Source organism: Pseudonocardia xishanensis, from assembly GCF_039541715.1.
Taxonomy (GTDB): Bacteria; Actinomycetota; Actinomycetes; order Mycobacteriales; family Pseudonocardiaceae; genus Pseudonocardia; species Pseudonocardia xishanensis.
In genome coordinates, this window is sequence record NZ_BAABGT010000067.1 from 38,914 (window position 1) to 57,139 (window position 18,226).

An 18,226-nucleotide genomic window follows, 5' to 3' on the forward strand; every position below is an offset into this window, starting at 1 on the left:
GGCACGGCCCGCACGGGACCGGTCGGTCGGTGCGCCGACTACTGGGCGACGTACCCGCCGTCCACGCTCAGGATGGTGCCGGTGATCCCGCCCGCCGCGGGCGAGGCCAGGAACGCGATGGCCTCGGCGATGTCCTCGGCGGTGGAGATCCGGCCCAGCGGGTGCCGGGCGACGACGGCCGCCGCGGTGGCCGCGGGATCGGGATCCGCCGCGCGGGCCTCGGCGATGAACTCGGTGTCGATGGCGCCGGGAGCCACGGCGTTCACCCGGATCCCCCGCGGCGCGAGCTCCACGGCCAGCTGGCGGGTCAGCTGGACGAGCGCGCCCTTCGTGATCGCGTACACGGACTGGTTCGGCATGCCGACCAGCCCGGAGATCGACGTCACGTTCACGATCGCGCCGCGGGTGCACGCGAGCGGCTCCACGGCCGCGCGGGAGTGCACGAAGGCTCCCCGCACGTTCGTGGACAGCAGCCGGTCGAAGTCCTCGTCGGCCGTCTCCACGATCGGCCGCCGCAGGAACCGGGCCGCGTTGTTGACCAGCAGGTCGAGCCGGCCGAACTCGCGCTCGGCGGCGGCCACGGACCGCTCCGCGGACGCGCTGTCGGCCACGTCGGCCACCAGCGGCAGGACGGTCCCGCCGGAGGCGCCGAGCTTCTCCGCGAGGCCCTCCACGTCGGGCGAGATGTCCGTCGCGACGACCGCGTACCCGCGCGCGGCGAGCAGTTCGACCAGGGCACCGCCGACCCCGCCGGCCGCACCCGTCACCAGGGCGACCCGTTCCCGTTCCACCGTCATCGCACTTCCTCCAGTCCTCGTCGGGCGACGCACCAGTGCGTGCACCGGGTCACCGTACCTGCTATCGTCTGACTGTCTGACAAAGATGTCCTGACGAGCATTGACGGGCACGGACCGCCTCAACTACCGTCCATCGGTGTCGCGTATTGTGCGACGCTCATACCGGAATACGCGACGTAGCGGAGGTCCGTATGGGGAAGTCGGAAGCCCCGGTGCCACCCGAGAGCGAAGGCTCCGGAGGAGACATCCAGGTCATCGCCCGTGTGGTGTCGCTCCTGGAGTGCCTCGAACCCGAAGCCACCACCCTGGACACCCAGACCACCGCCAAGGTGCTCGGTGTCGGGCGGTCGACCGCTCATCGGTATCTCGTCTCGCTGGAGCGGGGCGGGCTGCTCCGCCGGCGGGACGCCACCACCTTCGAGCTCGGCCCGGTGCTCGCCCGGCTCGGCACCCTCGCGCTGTCCCGGCTCGGGGTGCTCGAGGCCGCCGGCCCGGTCATGCAGGAGCTCTGTCGGGCGATCCGCAACACCGCCGTCCTGAGCGTGTGGGGCGGCCGCGCCCCGGTGATCGCCCGGGTGGTGCCGGACAGCAGCCGGATCACCACGATCTCCGTGGAGGTCGGGCGGTCGCTGCCGCCGGACGCCGCCCAGTCCAAGGTCTTCGCGGCCTACCACAAGCTGGCCCGCACCGGCCGTCCCCCGGCAGGCGGTCACCTGCGGGTGATCGAGGACGAGGGGCTCAAGGCCGTCGGCGGGGTCCTGACCTCCATCCACGTCTACGGCAGCGGCGGCTTCAAGACGATCGCCGCGCCGGTCCTGTCCTCCGACGGCACCATCGTGGCCACCCTCGCCGTGATCGGCCTCTCCGTGTTCATGCCGGACAACGAGGACGACATGGTCACCGACCATCTGGTGGAGGCCGCCGCCCGGATCACCCCGAGCTGAGGTCCGGCCGGGGCGCTCCCCCGGCCGGCACCCGCTCGACCGACCATCCGTCCCCATCCCCTCGCGGAGCCGACGACATGCACACCATCCCGCCCTGGACCCTCCACGGCGCCGGCCACCGCGGCGCCGCCCCGCCGCGGACGGTCCGCACGTGACCGCCGTCCTGCAGGCCGGCCGCCCGGCCGCCGTCCGTGCCCGCACCACGGAGCGCGCGTCCGGGTCCCGGCTCGCCACCCTGATCCTGCTCGTCCCGGCGATCGTCGCCTGCGGCCTGCTCTTCGTGTACCCGCTGGTGCGGATCGTCGTGGTCAGCGTGACCGAGCCGAGCCTCGGCCTCGACAACTACCTCAGCCTGTTCACCGACGGCTACACCCTGCGGGTCCTGCTGCGGACCCTGCTGGTGGCGCTGGGCGTGGCGGTCCTCGACCTGATCATGGCGTACCCCTTCGCCCTCGCCATGACGGTCTGCGGGCCGCGCACCCGGGCCATCCTGTTCACGATCGTGCTGATCCCGTTCTGGACGAGTGCGCTCGCCAAGAACTTCGGCTGGATGATCCTGTTCCAGCGCAACGGCCTGGTGGACAGGTTCCTGTCCGGGACCTTCGGCATCGACTACCCGCTGCTGGGCACCACCCCGGCGGTCCTGATCGCGATGACGCAGGTGCTGCTGCCCTTCGCCGTCCTGCCGCTCTACGCCCGGCTCGACCAGATCGACCGCCGGCTGCTCGACGCCGCGCAGGGCCTCGGCGCCACCCGGCTGCGGGCCTTCCGGCAGATCTACCTGCCGCTGTCCATGCCGGGCGTCGTCGCCTCCGGCGTGCTCGTCTTCATCCTGTCCCTGGGCTTCTACGTGACGCCCGCGCTGCTCGGCTCGCCGCAGCAGACGCTGATCGCCCAGCTGATCATGGCCCGGGTCGAGCAGGTGCTCGACTTCGCCGGGGCGAACGCGATCGGCATCTTCCTGCTCATCGTGACCATGGCGATGCTGCTGCTGAGCCGCCAGGTCTCCGAACGCGCCGCCCGCCGTCAGGCCCGGCCCCCGGGTGGCGGCGGCCCCGGTGCCGCGGCCGGTCTCCCGAAGGGAGCGATGCCGTGAGGACCCGACCGTTCCTGGGCGTGGTGGTCTGGCTGGTCGCCGGCTTCCTGACGATCCCCACGCTGTTCCTCATCCCGATGAGCCTGTCGGGCGGGACGACCTTCCAGTTCCCGCCGGACACCTGGTCCCTGCGCTGGTACGAGAACCTCGTCCAGGCGTCCGAGTGGCGGGACGCGGTGTTCGTGTCGCTGCAGGTCGCGGCGTTCGCCACCCCCCTCGCGGTGGTGATCGGGACCTGCGCCGCCTTCGGCCTGGTCCGGCTCGGCAAGCGGCTGCGCGCCCTCGGGACCGCGGCGTTCAGCGCGCCGCTCATCGTCCCGAACATCCTCATCGCGCTGGCCCTCTACGGCACCTTCCTGCGGCTCGGGCTCAGCGGCACCCTGCTGGGGCTGGTGCTGGGGCAGACCGCGCTGGCCGTGCCGTTCGTGCTGATCGCGGTCCTTGCCCGGCTGCAGGGCTACGACCGCTCGCTCACCACCGCGGGGCTGAGCCTGGGGGCGACCCCGGCCACCGTGTTCCGCACCGTGACCTTCCCCCTGATCCTGCCGGGGATCGTCGCGGGCGGGGTGTTCGCCTTCGTCGCCTCGTTCGACGAGCTGGTGATCGCGCTGCTGCTGCAGGGCCCGGGCAACGTCACGCTGCCCGTGCAGATGTTCAACGCCGTCGTCGAGGCGGCGGACCCCACGATCTCCGCGGCCTCGACGGTCCTGGTGGTCGTCGTGAGCGCCGTCGTGCTGCTCGTGCAGTTCGGCTGGATGAACAGGAAACGACAGGGAGCCGGTGGCAAGGCATGACGACCACGACGATCACCGAGGCCACGACCGCGACGACCGCGCAGGGCCGCATCGAGATCCAGGACCTCGTCAAGCAGTACGGGTCGGACGCACCGGCCGTCGCCGGGATCGACCTGGCGATCGAGTCCGGTGAGTTCATCACGCTGCTCGGGCCGTCGGGCTCCGGCAAGACCACCACGCTGAACATGATCGCCGGGTTCGTGGAGCCCACGTCCGGCGCGATCCTGCTCAACGGCAACGACCTCACCCGGGTCGCCCCGCACCGGCGCAACTTCGGGATGGTCTTCCAGAACTACGCGCTGTTCCCGCACATGACGGTGTTCGACAACGTCGCGTACCCGCTGCGCCAGCGCAACAAGACCAAGGCCGAGGTCCGCACGCTCGTCCTGGACATCCTCGAGCGCTTCGGGCTCGGCGGGATGGAGCACCGCCGGCCGGCGCAGCTGTCCGGCGGCCAGCAGCAGCGCGTGGCGCTCGCCCGCGCGCTGGTCTTCTCCCCCTCGCTCGTCCTGCTCGACGAGCCGCTGGGTGCCCTGGACCGCAAGCTCCGCCAGTCGCTACAGGCGGAGCTGAAGAGCCTGCACCAGGACGTGGGCCTGACCTTCGTGTTCGTCACGCACGACCAGGAGGAGGCGATGTTCCTGTCGGACACCATCGCCGTCTTCAACAACGGGCGGATCGACCGCGTCGGCAGGCCCGCCGAGCTGTACGACGACCCGGGCACGCTGTTCGTGGCGAACTTCCTCGGCGAGGCGAACGTCTTCGCGGGCGCCTGGGCGGACCCGCAGACCTACGGCTGGCAGGACGAGAAGTGGCGCGCCGCCACCGACGACCGCCCGGCCGACGCGGTGCTGGTCGTGCGCCCCGAGCGGATGCGCGTCTACCCGGCGTCGGACGTCCCCGCCGGCTGGAACTCGGTCGGCGCGACCGTCACCGACGTGTCCCGGCTCGGCCCGGTCTCCCGGATCGACCTCGTGCTGCCGGACGGCCGTGTCGGGGCGGCGGTCCTGCCGTCGAACGAGGCGGTGCGGGTAGGCGTCGGCGACCGGGTGCGGGCCGCGTGGGAGGTCGGGGCCCAGGCCTTCGTCGTCGGGGAGGCCGCGTGAGCAGCACCGCCGTCCTCGACGCGGATCTGCGCGAGCCCGACCCGGAGGTCGACGAGCTGCTGGTCGGGGCGGTGGACCTGCACGTCCACCCCGGGCCGAGCCCCTTTCCCCGGCGGATCGGCATCCTCGGCGCCGCCCGGGACGCCGCGGCCGCGGGCTTCTCGGCGATGGTCGTCAAGTCGCATCATCTGAGCATGCAGACCGACGTCCTCGCCCTGCGCGACGCCGGTCTCGCGGAGCTGCCGATCGACGTGTACAGCGGGGTCGCGCTGAACCGGACCGTCGGCGGGCTCAACCCGTACATCGTCGAGCTGATCCTGAAGCTGGGCGGCCGCGTGGTGTGGTTCCCGACGATCTCGTCGGCGGCCCACATCCAGTTCCACCACGACCACCACGACAGCCGGTTCCCGACGAGCAGCATGGCGCTGCTCGAGCACGAGCCGCTGCCGATCCTGGACGACGCGGGCCGGCTGCTGCCCGTGGCACAGGAGATCCTCGAGATCATCGCGGCGGAGGAGGCGGTGCTCAACTGCGGGCACCTCTCCGCCCCCGAAATCGACGTGCTGGTCGCGGGTGCGCGCGCCGCCGGGATCCACCGCATCGTGATCAGCCACCCGACCTTCATCGTCGGCGCGTCCGCGCAGCGGTGCGGCGAGTGGGCCCGGCAGGGGGCGTTGATCGAGCACTGCCTGGCGCTGGCCGTCAACCGGCCGGCGTCGCCGCTCACCCAGGAGGCCTTGCAGCCCTACCTGGACGAGTGCGGCGTCGGCGGCACGATCTTCTCCTCCGACCTCGGGCAGGCCGGCAACATCCTGCCGGTCACCGGGTACCGCCGGATGGTCCGGCGGCTGCTCGATCACGGCGTGCCGGCCGACGACGTCAGGGCGATGGTCGGCGGCAACGCGAGGACGCTGCTGGAGCAGGGAGGCAACTGATGATGCGACAGCCGGGCGACGCCGGTGTGGACCGTGGGCTGGAGGTGCGGCGGGCGATCTTCGGCGAGCAGCTCGTCCACCAGAACTACACCAACGCCAACGACTTCCAGCGCCCGATCCAGGACTGGATCGCGGGCGCCGTCTGGGCCGACGTGTGGAGCCGGCCCGGCCTGGACCGCCGGACCCGCAGCCTGGTGACACTCGGCATCCTCATCGCGCTCAACCGTCCCGTCGAGTTCGACTCGCACGTCGGCGCCGCCCTGGTCAATGGCTGCACCGTGGAGGACATCCAGGAGCTGATGCTGCACTCCGCCGCCTACTGCGGCGCCCCCGCGGCGATGTCGGCGTTCCGGCAGGCGGAGCAGGTGCTCCGCGAGAAGAACGCGTACGCCCCCGAGGACGCGGCCGGGAACACAGCCGGGAACACAGCGCAGGACACGGCGGGCAGCGACGCCGCGCCGGCCGCGTCGGCATAGAGCGAAGGACACAATGAGGGTGAGTACTCGACGTAGGGTTCCCCGCCGGACGGTCCGGGTCGGCATCATCGGTGCCGGTTTCGGGGGGATCGCCGCCGCGATCAAGCTCCGTCAGATGACGGCGGCGTCGTTCGTCATCTTCGAGAAGTCGCCGGACGTCGGCGGCACCTGGTACGACAACCGCTACCCCGGCTGCGAGGTCGACATCCCCTCGCACGCCTACAGCTTCTCCTTCTGGCGCTACGACTGGAAGACCACGCACGCCCGGCAGCCGGACCTGCTCAAGTACGCCAACGAGATCGTCGACCACTTCGGGCTTCGGCCGCACATCCGGCTCAACACCGCGGTCACCGACGTCGTCTGGGACGAGGCCGAGCACCACTACACGGTCACGACCGCGGACGGCGACACCGAGACCTTCGACGTCGTCGTGTCCGCGCTGGGCCTGCTCAGCGTGCCGAACTACCCGGACTGGCCCGGTCTCGACGAGTTCGAGGGCACGAAGTTCCACACCTCGCGCTGGCCGCAGGACGTGGAGCTGAGCGGGAAGCGCGCCGCCGTCGTGGGCACCGGGTCGACCGCCGCGCAGGTGGTCCCCGGCATCACCCCGGAGGTCGAGTCGCTGCTGGTCTTCCAGCGCGAGCCGGGCTGGGTGGAGCCGAAGAAGGAACGGGCCTTCACCGACCGCGAGCGCTGGGTCTACAAGCACGTCCCGGGCGCGCAGTGGCTGCACCGCGGCTACCTCTTCTACCAGTCCGTGGTGCGGTTCAAGGCGTACGACGCCACCAGCCACGCGCAGGACCGCAAGCGCGAGGCGTGCGTCGAGTACATCAACTCGACGGTCACCGACCCGGCGACCCGCGAGGCCGTCACCCCCGACTACCCGTGGGGCTGCAAGCGGCCCGTGCTGGCGTCGACCTTCTACGACGCCCTCAACCAGCCGCACGTCGACCTGGTGCCGCACCCGGTCACCTCGGTCACCCCGACGGGCCTCGTGGACTCCCGCGGCGTGCAGCACGAGATCGACGTGCTCGTGATGAGCACCGGCTTCCAGCCCACCCGGTTCCTGTCGAACATCGACGTCCGCGGCCTGGAGAAGCGCTCCATCCACGACGCGTGGGCGGACCGGACCTCGGCCTTCCTCGGGATCACCGTGTCCGGCTTCCCGAACTTCTTCATCCTCTACGGCCCCAACACCAACGGCGGGTTCTCGATCATCGCCCAGCTGGAGCGGCAGGCCGAGGTCGCGGCGAAGGCCGTGCGCCGGCTGGAGTCCGGCCCGGGCTACGTCGACACCGACGAGCGGATGCAGCAGCGCTGGGTGAAGTGGATCGACGGGCAGATCGCCAAGAAGGCCTCCGCCATGGAGTCCGGCTGCCGGAACTACTACCACTCCGAGGGCGGCAAGAACATCACGCAGTGGCCGGGTGCCCACCTGAAGTACCTGGTGGTGACGAAGCTGCTGCACCGGGTGGGGATCCGGAAGGTCTCGGTGCCGCAGTGATCGCGCCACCCGTCGCGCGGCCCCGGGACGGCGCCACCGCGGAGCGGCGGTTCCGCGTCGGCGCCGTCACGGTCGTGCCCGTCGTGCAGTTCCACTACCGGGTGCACCCGCTGCGGTTCTTCCCGGACCTGGACCTCACGACCGTCGACGAGACGGCCTGGTACTGGCAGCCGCCGTACCGCGAGGGCGAGCGGGTCGTCGTCGACATGGGCGGGTTCGTCGTCCGTACCCCGGAGCGGACCCTGCTCGTCGACGCCGGGATCGGGAACGGGAAGGACCGGCCGAACCCGGTCTTCGACCACCGCGACGACGACTGGTTCGCCGCCCTGGGCCGGGCGGGGGTGGCGCCCGAGGAGATCGACACCGTCGTCTTCACCCACCTGCACGTGGACCACGTCGGGTTCGCCACCCGCTTCGACGGCACGGCGTGGGTGCCGGCGTTCCCGAACGCCCGGTACCTCACCACCGCCCCCGAGCTCGCCTACTGGACGGGCACGCAGGCCGGGTCGGACGTCGAGCGGCTCGGCGACTACATCGGGGACAGCATCCTGCCGCTGCAGGCGGCCGGGGTCCTCGACCTCGTCGAACCGGACCTGCGGATCTGCGAGGAGGTGCGGCTGGTCCCGGCCGCCGGGCACACCCCCGGCAACGTCTCGGTCGAGGTCCGCTCGCAGGGCCGCCGGGCGGTGTTCGCGGGCGACATGGTCCATCACGCGCTGCAGCTGGCCTTTCCGGAGCGCAGCACGGACTACTGCATCGACGCGTGCGGGGCGAGCACGGCGCGCCTGGAGCTGTTGCGGGACATCGCCGACCAGGACGTGCTGCTCTTCCCGGCGCACTTCCCCCAGTCCACGCCCGGCCGGGTCGTCACCGACCCGGCCGGCGGTTACCGGTACGAGCCCGTCGAAGGGGAGCCGGTGTGACGGCCTCCGGCGGTGGAGAGGACGGAGCACCATGACCGAGCGCCTGGCCCGCCTGACCCGGGACACCCTGACCCCCGAGCAGGTGGAGATCTACGACCGGTTCGCCACCGGGAAGCGCGCGGCCCCGGGCGCGGCCTTCTCCCTCGTGCACCCCGAGGGCGGCCTGATGGGCCCGCCCAACGGCTGGCTGCTCAGCCCGCCGCTGGGCCGGGTGCTGGAGAAGATCGGCTACGCCGTGCGGTACGAGCTCGAGCTGTCCGACCGGGCCCGCGAGATCGCGATCCTGCTGCACGCCTTCCACCGCGAGAGCCCATTCGAGATCTACGCCCACCGGCAGGCCGGCCGGGCCGCGGGGCTCACGGACGCCGAGATCGACGGTCTCGCCACCCGCACCGAGCCGGACTTCCGCTCCGACGATGAGCGGACCGTGTTCGCGACGACCCTCGCGATCATCGACCGGAAGACCCTCGACGACGCCGAGTACGCCGCCGCGGTGGCCGTGCTGGGCGAGCGCGACCTGTTCGAGCTGGTGGTCCTGCTGGGCTATTACGACTTCGTGGCCACCCAGCTGGCGGTGTTCGCCGTGACCCCGCCCGTCGAGCAGGTCACCTGAGCCGGCTCCCCGGGAGACGGGAGAGGCCCTCCGGACCGCGGTCCGGAGGGCCTCTCCCGCGCGGGGGTCAGGCGCCGCGTTCGGCGGCGATCTCCGCGAGGATCGGTGCCGCGGTCGTGGCGGCGTGGATGCCGATCACGCTCACGATCGCCAGGACCTCCATGATCTCCCCGGCCGTGGCGCCGTAGCCGACCGCGTTCTGCATGTGCAGCTTCAGGCCCGGCACGTAGAGGTGGGTGGCCGAGGCGTCGAAGGCGATGTAGACGAGCTCCTTGACCTTCGGCGACAGGGTGCCGGTCTTCCACGGCACCGAGGAGAACTCGATGTAGGCCTCGAAGAGGTCGGGATCGAGCTCGAGCAGGCCGTCCCAGAAGGAGTGCCAGTAGCCGCGGTTGGCGGTGAACTCGGCCTTCAGCTTCTCGCGGCGCTCGTCGAGCGGCGGGGTGCCGTCGCGCAGCCCCGCCTCCTCCAGGACCTCGATCAGCAGCGGGACGCCGATGTTGCTGGCGTGGATGCCCAGCGTGGAGGTCAGCTCGAGGACCTCCATGATCTCCTGGGTGGTGGCGCCCTGGTTGTAGGCGGCCTCGATGTGCTGGCGGATGCCCGGGACGTAGAGGTGCGTGGCCGCGGCGTCCGCCGCGATGTACACGAACTCCTTGACCTTCGGGTCCAGGTGCGTGGTCCCGGTCCACGGGACCGCGGAGAAGTGCAGGTAGGCGCGCACGAAGGCCGGATCGAGCTCCAGCATCTTCTGCCAGGTCTCGCCCCAGGTGCCCCGCACCCGGACGAACTCGTCCTTGATCTCCTGCTGCTCGGGGGTGAGGGTCTGCTCGGTGGTCGACACGGGTCCTCCTGGGAACGGCGGTGCGAGGGGTGAGCCGCGGGGTCCGGCGGCTCGGCGGGTGGACGGAAGTCTTCTCAGCCGTCGGCGCCGAGGCGGGCGAGCGCCGTGCGGGCCGCGCTCTGGATGTGGTGGACGCAGGCCGCCGCGGCAGCCGCGGAGTCACCCGCCTCCACGGCGTCGACGACGGCGGCCAGCTCGGCGGCCGCCACGCGCGGTCGGCCGGGCTCGGACAGCGAGCTGGCCCGCAGCAGCCGGACCCGGGCCTGCAGCCCGGCAAGCGTCTGCTGCAGCGGCTCGCTGCCCGAACCGCGGAAGAGCACCTCGTAGAAGCGGTCCTTGGCGGCCAGCTGCTCCGCCGACTCGGCGACGCCGGCGGTGCGCTCGATCTCGGCGACCGCCTCGCGCAGCGCCACCACCTGGTCGGGGGTGGCGCGCTGCACGAACCGCTGCACGGCGAGCGCCTCCAGCGAGGCGCGCATCTCGTAGAGGTCCGCGGCGTCGTCCGCCGAGAGGGCGGTGACGATTGCGCCGCGCTGCGGCACCACCGTCACCAGGCCCTCGGCGGCGAGCTGGCGCAGCACCTCGCGGACGGTGGCCCGCGAGACGCCGATCTGCTCGACGAGCTCGCGCTCGACGAGACGCTGGCCCGGAGCCAGCCGGAAGCCGAGGATCGCGTCCCGGACGAGGGTCACGACCTGCTCGCGCAGCGGCGCGGCGACGCGGCCGATCTGGTCCGAGGACCACGTCGGCCGGCCGAGGGCCGGGGGCGAGCCAGCGTTCACGAGTCCCCTTCCCCCGTCCCGATGGACCGCAACCATCGCACGATCTCCGTGTGGTCCGCACCCGGCCCCAGCGCGGCCGACGCCTCGGCCCACAGCTCGACGGTCCGCGCGGTGTGCGCCGAGGGCGCCCCGGTGGCCTCGGCGAGGCCGAGGGCGATGCGGATGTCCTTGAGCATCAGGCTGAGCGCGAACCCGGAGTTGTAGGTCCCGGGGAGCACGAAGTTCGGCCACTTGTTCTCGGTCGAGCCGCTGCGGCCGCTGGAGCCGTTGACCGCCTCCAGCATCGCGGCCGGGTCCAGCCCGAACCGCTGCCCGGCGAGCAGCGCCTCCGAGCTGGCCAGCAGGTGCGACGCCGACATGAGGTTGTTGAGCGCCTTGAGCGCGTGGCCCGCCCCGACCGGCCCGACGCGCCGGACCCGGCCGAGCACCCCGAGCAGCGGGGCGAGCCCGGCGGTGGTCTCCTCCGGGCCGCCGACCATGATCGTCAGGGTGCCGGACTCGGCGCCGGTCACCCCGCCGGAGACCGGCGCGTCCACCAGCACGACGTCCCGGGCGGCGGTCTCCGCCGCCAGGGCGCGCGTGCGCAGCGGCTCCGACGACCCCATGTCGACGAGCACAGCGCCCGGCGCCAGCGCGTCGAGCAGGCCGGTCTCGGAGTCGCCACCGTGCACGACGGCCTCGACGACGTTCGAGTCCGGCAGCATGAGGATGACGACCGCGGCGCCCTCGGCGACCGCGGCGCCCTCGGCGACCGCGGCGACCTCGTCCACCAGCGTGACGACCTCGGCCAGGTGCAGGCGGGCCACGGCGTCGAACGCGCGAACGGTGACGCCCGCGGCCGCGAGCCGGCGGACCATCGGCTCGCCCATGCGGCCGAGGCCGATGAACCCGACGGTGCCCGGCAGGCCCTGCGGCTCAGCCATTCCGGGTCCCGGCGATCTCACCGAGCACCTGCTCGGCCACCCGGAAGGACTCCAGGGCGGCAGGCACGCCGCAGTAGACGCCCGTCTGCAGCAGGGTCTCCTGGATCTCCTCCTCGGTGCAGCCGTTCGCGATGGCGCCCTTCACGTGCACGCCCAGCTCGTGGTTGCGGCCCAGGGCCGTCAGCATCACCAGGTTGAGCAGGCTACGGGTGCGGCGGTCCAGCCCCGGCCGGCTCCAGATGTCGCCCCAGCAGGCGGCGGTGACGAACTCCTGGACCGGCCGGGAGAACTCGCTGACGTTCGCCAGAGAGCGCTCGACGTGGGCCTCCCCCAGCACCTGCATGCGGATCGCCAGGCCGCGCTCATAGCGCGCGTCGGGCTCCCGGGCGCCGACGGCACCGGGTCCAGCACTGTGCTCCGTGCTCATCGGGCGGTCACCTCCTCGGCCACGACGCTGAGCGCGGCCAGGTAGTCGTCCTCGGCGACCTCGTCCAGCCACACGGTGGGGCCGATCGAGACGGCGAGATGGGTCATGATCGTGTCGGCCGTGCCGCCGTGCCAGTGCCGCTCCCCCGGCGGCACCCACACCGTGTCCCCGGCACGGATGACCTGCGGCGGCTCGCCGAGCGACTGGACCCAGCCCCGACCGGCGGTGACGACGAGGATCTGGCCGCCGGTGTGGTGGTGCCAGTAGGTCCGCGCCCCGGGGCAGAAGGTCACGGAGTTCATGGTGTTGCCGTTGGTGGTCGGCAGCACCGGATCGGCCCACACCGTGCCCGTGAAGGTGTCGGTGCGGGACTGGCTGGGGGCGGATCCTGCGGCCCGCCCGCGGACGATCTGCATGCTCAGCCCTCCTTCGAACCGTGCACGCGCACGCCGCCGGAGACGTCGCCGATCGCGTCCACGACCCGGTTGCTGATCTGGTCGCCGTAGCCGAGGTTCTCGGCCAGCCCGAAGCTGGCGAGCGGGCCCGACGCGTTGAGCGCCGGGACACCGAGCCGGCCGACGAGGTCGACGTAGAGCGCGACGTCCTTGGTCATCAGCCGCCCGGTCAGCCCACCCTCCATGTAGTCACCGCGCACGATGTTCGGGAACCGGTTCTGTGTGGCGAAGTTGACCCCGCTGCTGGAGTTGAGCACGTCGAGCAGCTGGACCATGTCCAGGCCCGCCTTGCGCCCGGCGACCATGACCTCCGCGGTGGCGGCGAGGCTGACCGCGTTGAGGAAGTTGTTCAGCAGCTTCGCGGTGTGCCCGGCACCCGCGGCGCCGAGGTGGTAGACCCGCGAGGCGATCGGGCTCCACACCCACTCGATGCCGGCGAGAGCCTCGGCGTCACCGCCGGCCATGATCGTCAGGACGCCCTTCTCGGCCGCCGCGGCCCCGCCGGAGATGCCGGCGTCGATGTAGCGGACGCCCTGCGCAGCGGCCTCGGCGTAGAGCCTCTCGGTGGAGGCCGGGGACGCGGTCGACAGGTCGACGATCGTGGCGCCGGCGCTCGCGCCGGCCAGCAGGCCGTCAGCACCGCGCACGACGGGCTCGACGACCTTGCTGTCCGGCAGCGACATCAGCAGCACCTGCGCGCGCCCCGCCACCTCGGCCGGGGAGCCCGCGGGCGCGGCGCCCACGGCTTCCACGGCACCGGGCCGGGGGTCGAAGCCGTGGACCTCGAAGCCGGCGTCGACCAGGCGGCGGGTCATCCGGCCGCCCATGTTGCCCAGGCCGACGAACCCGACGGTCCGCTGCTCGCTCATCGGGGGGACTCCTCTGCTGCCAGCTCGGGGTGCATCCGCAGGTCGCCGGGGCGCGGATCCCACGCCCCGGCCCCACCCGAGGGTCGGACGGTGTTGACGGCGGCCGCGCCGCCGTCGACGGACACGACCTCGCCGGTCATGTACGTGGCACCGTCGCCCAGCAGGAACGCGATGACCGAGGCGATCTCCTCGGCGCGCCCGGCGCGGCGTAGCGGGGTGGTGGAGGCCCGCCGCACCATGTCGTCGCCCCCTCCCGGGCCCCCGCCGGCGCCCGCGAACAGCGCCGTCGGGACGATGCCGGGGGCGACCGCGTTGACCCGCACGCCGATCGGGCCGCCGTACATCGCGGCACCCTTGAGCAGGCCCAGCACCCCGTGCTTCGACGAGTGGTAGGCCAGCAGGTCGTCGGAGGCGCGTAGCGACGCGATCGAGGCGGTGATCACGATCGCGCCGCCGCCGGTCTGCTTCTCGTACTGGCGGAAGGCCTCGCGCACACCGAGGAACACCCCGCGCATGTTGATGCCCATGACCCGGTCCCAGTCCTCGACCGACAGCTCGGTGAGCCGGACCAGCGGGCCGGGGATGCCTGCGTTGAGGTGGTGCAGGTCGATGCGGCCGAACTCGGCGACACCCGCTGCGACCGCGGCCTGGACGTCCGCCTCGCTCGACACGTCCGCGACCCGGGTGACCACCGGGACGCCCAGCTCCTCGGCCAGCGTCTCCAGCCGGTCACCGTCCACGTCGGTGAGCACGAGCTTCGCGCCCTGCGCGGCCAGCGCGTGCGCCGTGGCGGAACCGAGGCCGCCCGCCGCCCCCGTGATCAGGGCGACCTCTCCTTCGAGGCTCACTGCCTCTCCTTTCCTTCAGCAGCCGATGGGGAGATCCGGACGACGAGCTCGGCGAGCTCGGCGGGCAGGCCGGGGACGCGGTCGGCGAAGCGCTTGCCGACCTCAGCGTCGTGGCCCGCCACGAGCAGTCGGCCCGGGTCCTCCGTCATCTCCCGCAGCACGTCGAAGCCGCGGTACATGTCGACCAGGTCGGCGACGACGAAGAACGGGCGGTCCCGCTCCAGCTCTTCGTAGAAGTGCAGCGCGTCCGCCGCCAGGATCACCGCGCCGGCGCCGCCCTCGCCGGCGACCTGGACGACCATCTGGCCCGGGGTGTGCCCGCCGACGACGATCAGCTCGATGCCGGGCGCGAGGTCGAGGGTGTCCTCGACCAGCCGCAGCCGGCCCTGTTCCCGGGTCGCGGCGAGCGCGGTGAGCTCCGGCGGCTCGACGGCGTGCGCGAACTGCAGGCGCCCCGCGTACGGGCCGGTCCAGAACTCGAACTCGCGGCGGGCGATCACGATCTCGGCGTTCGGGAAGCGGTGCAGGTTGCCGATGTGGTCGTAGTGCGCGTGGCTGACGACGAGCTGGTCCACCGCAGCCGACTCGACGCCCAGCGCCGACAGCGCGGCGACCGGGTCGACCAGCATGTCGCGGCGGCGCCGCCTGCCCGACTCCGCGCCGAACCCACAGTCCACCAGGACCGTGCGCTCCGGGCTCCGGACCAGCCAGAAGAAGTAGTCCATCTCGAAGGACTCGTCCGGCTCGCCGTAGACGTGGAAGTTCAGGTAACTCTCGGCCTTGCCCGCGACCCGGGTTCCGTACCGGACCGCGAGGACCTCGTACCCGCTCATGCGCCTGCCCCGTGCGTCATCGCACCCCCCTCGTACCTCGGACTGTCAGGCTGTCAGACAATTTATGGGGATGCAAGTGCGCCCGAGAGCGGGGCTGTACGCCCCTCACCCGGCCGGATCAGCTGGGCGCGGGCTGCGCCTCGGGGGATCGGTAGCCCGCAAGCCACCGACGAGGAGTCCTCCGGGGACGGCCGTGGCCGCGGGCGAGCAGACCCAGGCACGCCGGACATCGAGACTACGGCGGAGGAGCTCGGATGCCGATGTGGGCGGACCCGGCCGAGCCGATGACCGGGATCAACACCCCCGTTCTCCGAGCGCCGCCCCTCACCGCCGAACCCGGCGCGGGGATGGCCACGGAGAAGAGGCCGCTCGGGTCGAGCGCAAACGGATGGTCGGCGGCAACGAGGCCCGGGACGCCACGTTCCGGGGCGGCGGGAGTTCGTGCGCTCGCTGCTCGTGCGCAAGTACGCACCGAACAACGCCGCGGTATTCGGCGCCGCGGCGGGCCACCAGTGGGCACGAGCTGCGCACGACGTGGGAGGGCGGTGACCGAGTCCGCCCAGGTCGTGCTCGCGGTCACCCTGGGGATTGCAGAGGACAGCCTGCACCGTGGGAGCTGGCGCGGACCACGCTCGGCCCAACTCACGAGCGGCCGCGGACATGAGCGCTCAAGGCCTGGGGCCTGCGCCCAGACCCACGTCGAGGAACCCGTCATCGACCCCGTGGGCGAGAAGAACGTCGACCGGACGGTGACGGGGCGGCCGCCGGCAGTGGTGGTCGCGGGGTGAGCGCTGACCCTCCCGATGGTCGGCACGACTGGACCGCCCGAAGGTCAGCAGGCCGGGGCGAGCGGCCGGACGAACCCGCCCGACCCCGGTATTGACTGCCCTCGAAGGTGGATCAGCCGGCCCGGATCCACTCGCCCGCAGGCGCCGCTCGTCTGCCTGTCGGACAAAAGGGCCCCGACGAGCATTGACGGTGCTCGACTCGTCAACTAGCGTCCCGATTGTTGCGTATTGCGCGACACTTGTCCCGATATACGCAGCGCCGCGGAGGTCCGAAGTGTGGAGTCGGCAAGGCCTTCGCCGTCGGGCCCCGGGACCGCGAGCCCCCTCCGGTCACCTTCCCCGCCCGGATGCCTCCCTCGGCCGCAGTGAGCGGGAGGACCGGTGGTCGCCCAAGGGGCAGATCCCCGGCCGACCGGTCCGAGCTGCCGACGAACCGCGAGCGCCCACCGCCCGTCCCCGATCGAGCGGCAGTCCGCCGCGATCGATCCGTTCTGGCCGGGTACGCAGACCCGACCCGGCCGCTCCAGCCCTGCACCACCCCCCTCGTCGGTCTCGTCGCGGAACGAGCCGCGTGTGCAGGACAACCCGAAGGAGAACCGCATGCGCAAGTCGCTCCTATTCGTCCCGATCGGAGCCCTGCTGCTCGCGGCCTGTGCCGCCACCCCGCCAGCCACCGCCCCCACCCCGACCGCGCCACCGCTTTCGGTCGTCGGACACAACTCCGTGCTCGAGTTCGGACCCGTGCTGCTCGCGGCCTCGAAGGTGGCCCCCGGCACCGTGACCACCGCGAGCGGTGGCGTCCCGAACCTGTGGGACGCGACCGACTCGCAGCTCTCCAGCGGCGTGAGCGGCCGGACGGCGGGCGGGTCCGCGCCCGTCACGTCCGGGATCGCCGACCTCGCAGGCAACGCAGGCACCCAGACCCTGCGGATGTCGCTGACCCATCCGGACGCCCGGATCGTCATGACGGTCACCGAGGGGCTCTACCGGATCGTCGCCCGGTCGTCGGCGGGGATAACCTCCATCGCCGACCTCAAGGGCAAGCGGGTCGCGACCTTCGCCAACACGTCGGCGGCGGTGTTCCTGAACCAGGTCCTCACGACCGCGGGCCTGAGCGACTCCGACGTCACCATCACCTCGCTGACGGCGCCGGCGAGCGCGGACGCGCTGATCAACCGCGAGGTCGACGCGATCTCCATCTGGGAGCCCGACGCCGAGCGGGCCGTGCAGGCACTCGGTGCAGATGCCGTGAGCCTCCGGCCCGAGGCGAGCTACCGCGAGATCTACAGCCTCAACGCCAAGGCGGGCGATCTCGCCGATCCGGCCAAACGCGCGCAGATCGTCGGGTTCCTGCGCGAGGTCACGGCGGGCTGCCAGGCCGCCGAGGACGACCCCACCGAGATGCAGGGGCTGTTGGCCACCCGGACCGGCCAGCCGCAGACGCTGATCAAGGACTCGTGGCACCACCACACCTTCCCCTGCGCGATCCCGGCCGACCTGGTCGATGTCCTCGTACTAGAGGAGGAATGGCTCGCGGCGAAGGACAACCGGACGCCGCGCAGCCGCGCCGAGCTGGAGGGCCTCGTCGACACCTCGATCATCCGTGAGGTGCAGGGCCGGTGATGGACCTGTCGGTCACCCGGCGACGAGCCCGCCGGCTTCGCAGAGCAATCGTCAGCTCATCGACTACCTGCGCCGGACCACGACGATTCCCGGCCCGAGTCGTGATCTTGTCTTCCTGCACAGCACCGGCATTGCTTTCGGGCTCGAGGGGCAGACCGCCCTCGCGGTCGAAGCAGCGGCCGAGAACGCAGACGTCGACGCTCGACCACCTGATCCGCACGAGCGTCGGTGTTGGCGCGACGAACGCTGCACGAGCCCTGCTCGGTGCCTTCCGGCACGACGACACGCTGCCGGTCACAGACATCGCCGATTCCACTAGCGCGATGATCGCGATCCTCGCCGAGGCCGAGCCGGGCATCATCGACGAGGATTCGATTACCCCTGCGTGGTCCCTGGCTGCCGCCGGCTCCGAGGGCGCAACCCGTCCGGGTCGGTCAGGCGCAGCTGCGCTCCCGGGTGCGGCCGCTCCTTGCGGACGATCACCCGCATCCCTTTCGGCCAGGTCGCGAGGTTCATCAGGCCGGTGGCCTCGGTGACCCACGCGCCCGGGCGGGGCTCGCCGTCGGCGTTGTAGGCGGCCTGCCAGTCTGAACCGTCCTGGCCGGTGGAGAGGCTCCTGATCTAGCAAGGAGACTGGAGCTGTGGG

19 protein-coding genes and 1 pseudogene are annotated in these 18,226 nt (G+C 72.1%); 10 read left to right on the top strand and 10 right to left on the bottom strand.

Features of this window, described 5'->3' with window-relative positions; genetic code table 11:
- Positions 1-38: 38 nt before the first annotated feature.
- Entirely contained in the window at positions 39-797 is a 759-nt protein-coding gene (locus ABD993_RS21700; RefSeq protein WP_345421419.1) for an SDR family NAD(P)-dependent oxidoreductase, read from the bottom strand.
- A gap of 191 nt (positions 798-988) precedes the next feature.
- On the opposite strand from ABD993_RS21700, the gene ABD993_RS21705 reads away from it, so the two are divergent.
- The 9 genes from ABD993_RS21705 to ABD993_RS21745 all read left to right on the top strand — a co-directional run bounded on the left by ABD993_RS21705 (position 989) and on the right by ABD993_RS21745 (position 9,188).
- Positions 989-1,741 carry an IclR family transcriptional regulator gene (locus ABD993_RS21705; RefSeq protein ID WP_345421422.1) on the top strand — a complete coding sequence of 251 codons (753 nt, stop codon included), beginning with the start codon at positions 989-991 and terminating at the stop codon, positions 1,739-1,741.
- Positions 1,742-1,892: 151 nt separating this feature from the next.
- Positions 1,893-2,837, top strand: a complete 945-nt coding sequence (locus tag ABD993_RS21710; protein ID WP_345421425.1) for an ABC transporter permease — start codon at positions 1,893-1,895, stop codon at positions 2,835-2,837.
- The gene (locus ABD993_RS21715; protein ID WP_345421428.1) at positions 2,834-3,631 is read left to right on the top strand and encodes an ABC transporter permease; all 798 of its coding nucleotides are present in this window, start codon (positions 2,834-2,836) and stop codon (positions 3,629-3,631) included. The genes ABD993_RS21710 and ABD993_RS21715 overlap by 4 nt, the downstream gene beginning before the upstream one ends.
- The gene (locus tag ABD993_RS21720) at positions 3,628-4,737 is read left to right on the top strand and encodes an ABC transporter ATP-binding protein (protein ID WP_345421431.1); all 1,110 of its coding nucleotides are present in this window, start codon (positions 3,628-3,630) and stop codon (positions 4,735-4,737) included. Before ABD993_RS21715 ends, ABD993_RS21720 begins: the two co-directional genes overlap by 4 nt.
- Entirely contained in the window at positions 4,734-5,672 is a 939-nt protein-coding gene (locus ABD993_RS21725; RefSeq protein WP_345421434.1) for a DUF6282 family protein, read from the top strand. Before ABD993_RS21720 ends, ABD993_RS21725 begins: the two co-directional genes overlap by 4 nt.
- Positions 5,672-6,148 (top strand): carboxymuconolactone decarboxylase family protein, encoded by a 477-nt coding sequence (locus ABD993_RS21730; RefSeq protein WP_345421437.1) that lies wholly within the window; start codon positions 5,672-5,674, stop codon positions 6,146-6,148. The genes ABD993_RS21725 and ABD993_RS21730 overlap by 1 nt, the downstream gene beginning before the upstream one ends.
- 19 nt (positions 6,149-6,167) lie before the next feature.
- A complete protein-coding gene (locus tag ABD993_RS21735; protein WP_345421440.1) occupies positions 6,168-7,652 on the top strand; it encodes a flavin-containing monooxygenase in 1,485 nt (494 codons plus the stop codon).
- Complete coding sequence (locus tag ABD993_RS21740) at positions 7,649-8,575, top strand: MBL fold metallo-hydrolase (protein ID WP_345421443.1); 927 nt, start codon at positions 7,649-7,651, stop codon at positions 8,573-8,575. The genes ABD993_RS21735 and ABD993_RS21740 overlap by 4 nt, the downstream gene beginning before the upstream one ends.
- 31 nt (positions 8,576-8,606) lie before the next feature.
- Positions 8,607-9,188 carry a carboxymuconolactone decarboxylase family protein gene (locus ABD993_RS21745; protein ID WP_345421446.1) on the top strand — a complete coding sequence of 194 codons (582 nt, stop codon included), beginning with the start codon at positions 8,607-8,609 and terminating at the stop codon, positions 9,186-9,188.
- Between the two features lie 67 nt (positions 9,189-9,255).
- On the opposite strand, the gene ABD993_RS21750 is transcribed toward ABD993_RS21745, so the two are convergent.
- The 8 genes from ABD993_RS21750 to ABD993_RS21785 all read right to left on the bottom strand — a co-directional run bounded on the left by ABD993_RS21750 (position 9,256) and on the right by ABD993_RS21785 (position 15,169).
- Positions 9,256-10,032 carry a carboxymuconolactone decarboxylase family protein gene (locus ABD993_RS21750; RefSeq protein ID WP_345421449.1) on the bottom strand — a complete coding sequence of 259 codons (777 nt, stop codon included), beginning with the start codon at positions 10,030-10,032 and terminating at the stop codon, positions 9,256-9,258.
- 74 nt (positions 10,033-10,106) lie between these two features.
- Positions 10,107-10,814: a GntR family transcriptional regulator gene (locus ABD993_RS21755; RefSeq protein ID WP_345421452.1), complete on the bottom strand. Its 708-nt coding sequence runs from the start codon at positions 10,812-10,814 to the stop codon at positions 10,107-10,109.
- On the bottom strand, positions 10,811-11,737 hold the full coding sequence (locus ABD993_RS21760; RefSeq protein WP_345421455.1) for an NAD(P)-dependent oxidoreductase: 927 nt from the start codon (positions 11,735-11,737) through the stop codon (positions 10,811-10,813). Before ABD993_RS21760 ends, ABD993_RS21755 begins: the two co-directional genes overlap by 4 nt.
- A complete protein-coding gene (locus ABD993_RS21765; RefSeq protein ID WP_345421458.1) occupies positions 11,730-12,164 on the bottom strand; it encodes a carboxymuconolactone decarboxylase family protein in 435 nt (144 codons plus the stop codon). The genes ABD993_RS21760 and ABD993_RS21765 overlap by 8 nt, the downstream gene beginning before the upstream one ends.
- Complete coding sequence (locus ABD993_RS21770) at positions 12,161-12,580, bottom strand: cupin domain-containing protein (RefSeq protein WP_345421461.1); 420 nt, start codon at positions 12,578-12,580, stop codon at positions 12,161-12,163. The genes ABD993_RS21765 and ABD993_RS21770 overlap by 4 nt, the downstream gene beginning before the upstream one ends.
- Positions 12,581-12,582: 2 nt before the next feature.
- Complete coding sequence (locus ABD993_RS21775; protein WP_345421464.1) at positions 12,583-13,488, bottom strand: NAD(P)-dependent oxidoreductase; 906 nt, start codon at positions 13,486-13,488, stop codon at positions 12,583-12,585.
- Positions 13,485-14,336 carry an SDR family NAD(P)-dependent oxidoreductase gene (locus ABD993_RS21780; protein WP_345421467.1) on the bottom strand — a complete coding sequence of 284 codons (852 nt, stop codon included), beginning with the start codon at positions 14,334-14,336 and terminating at the stop codon, positions 13,485-13,487. The genes ABD993_RS21775 and ABD993_RS21780 overlap by 4 nt, the downstream gene beginning before the upstream one ends.
- Positions 14,333-15,169: an N-acyl homoserine lactonase family protein gene (locus ABD993_RS21785; RefSeq protein WP_345421470.1), complete on the bottom strand. Its 837-nt coding sequence runs from the start codon at positions 15,167-15,169 to the stop codon at positions 14,333-14,335. The genes ABD993_RS21780 and ABD993_RS21785 overlap by 4 nt, the downstream gene beginning before the upstream one ends.
- A gap of 1,388 nt (positions 15,170-16,557) precedes the next feature.
- On the opposite strand from ABD993_RS21785, the gene ABD993_RS21790 reads away from it, so the two are divergent.
- Positions 16,558-17,580 (top strand): ABC transporter substrate-binding protein, encoded by a 1,023-nt coding sequence (locus ABD993_RS21790; RefSeq protein ID WP_345421473.1) that lies wholly within the window; start codon positions 16,558-16,560, stop codon positions 17,578-17,580.
- Positions 17,581-17,994: 414 nt separating this feature from the next.
- On the opposite strand, the pseudogene ABD993_RS21795 reads toward ABD993_RS21790, so the two are convergent.
- Positions 17,995-18,165 (bottom strand): annotated as a pseudogene (locus ABD993_RS21795) (IS1380 family transposase); the annotation flags it as partial.
- Positions 18,166-18,226: the final 61 nt, after the last annotated feature.

Coding starts and splice junctions, on each gene's coding strand:
- ABD993_RS21700 (WP_345421419.1), bottom strand. CDS start 797: ATGACGGTGGAACGGGAACGGGTCGCCCTGGTGACGGGTGCGGCCGGC.
- ABD993_RS21705 (WP_345421422.1), top strand. CDS start 989: ATGGGGAAGTCGGAAGCCCCGGTGCCACCCGAGAGCGAAGGCTCCGGA.
- ABD993_RS21720 (WP_345421431.1), top strand. CDS start 3,628: ATGACGACCACGACGATCACCGAGGCCACGACCGCGACGACCGCGCAG.
- ABD993_RS21730 (WP_345421437.1), top strand. CDS start 5,672: ATGATGCGACAGCCGGGCGACGCCGGTGTGGACCGTGGGCTGGAGGTG.
- ABD993_RS21745 (WP_345421446.1), top strand. CDS start 8,607: ATGACCGAGCGCCTGGCCCGCCTGACCCGGGACACCCTGACCCCCGAG.
- ABD993_RS21760 (WP_345421455.1), bottom strand. CDS start 11,737: ATGGCTGAGCCGCAGGGCCTGCCGGGCACCGTCGGGTTCATCGGCCTC.
- ABD993_RS21765 (WP_345421458.1), bottom strand. CDS start 12,164: ATGAGCACGGAGCACAGTGCTGGACCCGGTGCCGTCGGCGCCCGGGAG.
- ABD993_RS21770 (WP_345421461.1), bottom strand. CDS start 12,580: ATGCAGATCGTCCGCGGGCGGGCCGCAGGATCCGCCCCCAGCCAGTCC.
- ABD993_RS21775 (WP_345421464.1), bottom strand. CDS start 13,488: ATGAGCGAGCAGCGGACCGTCGGGTTCGTCGGCCTGGGCAACATGGGC.
- ABD993_RS21785 (WP_345421470.1), bottom strand. CDS start 15,169: ATGAGCGGGTACGAGGTCCTCGCGGTCCGGTACGGAACCCGGGTCGCG.
- ABD993_RS21790 (WP_345421473.1), top strand. CDS start 16,558: ATGCGCAAGTCGCTCCTATTCGTCCCGATCGGAGCCCTGCTGCTCGCG.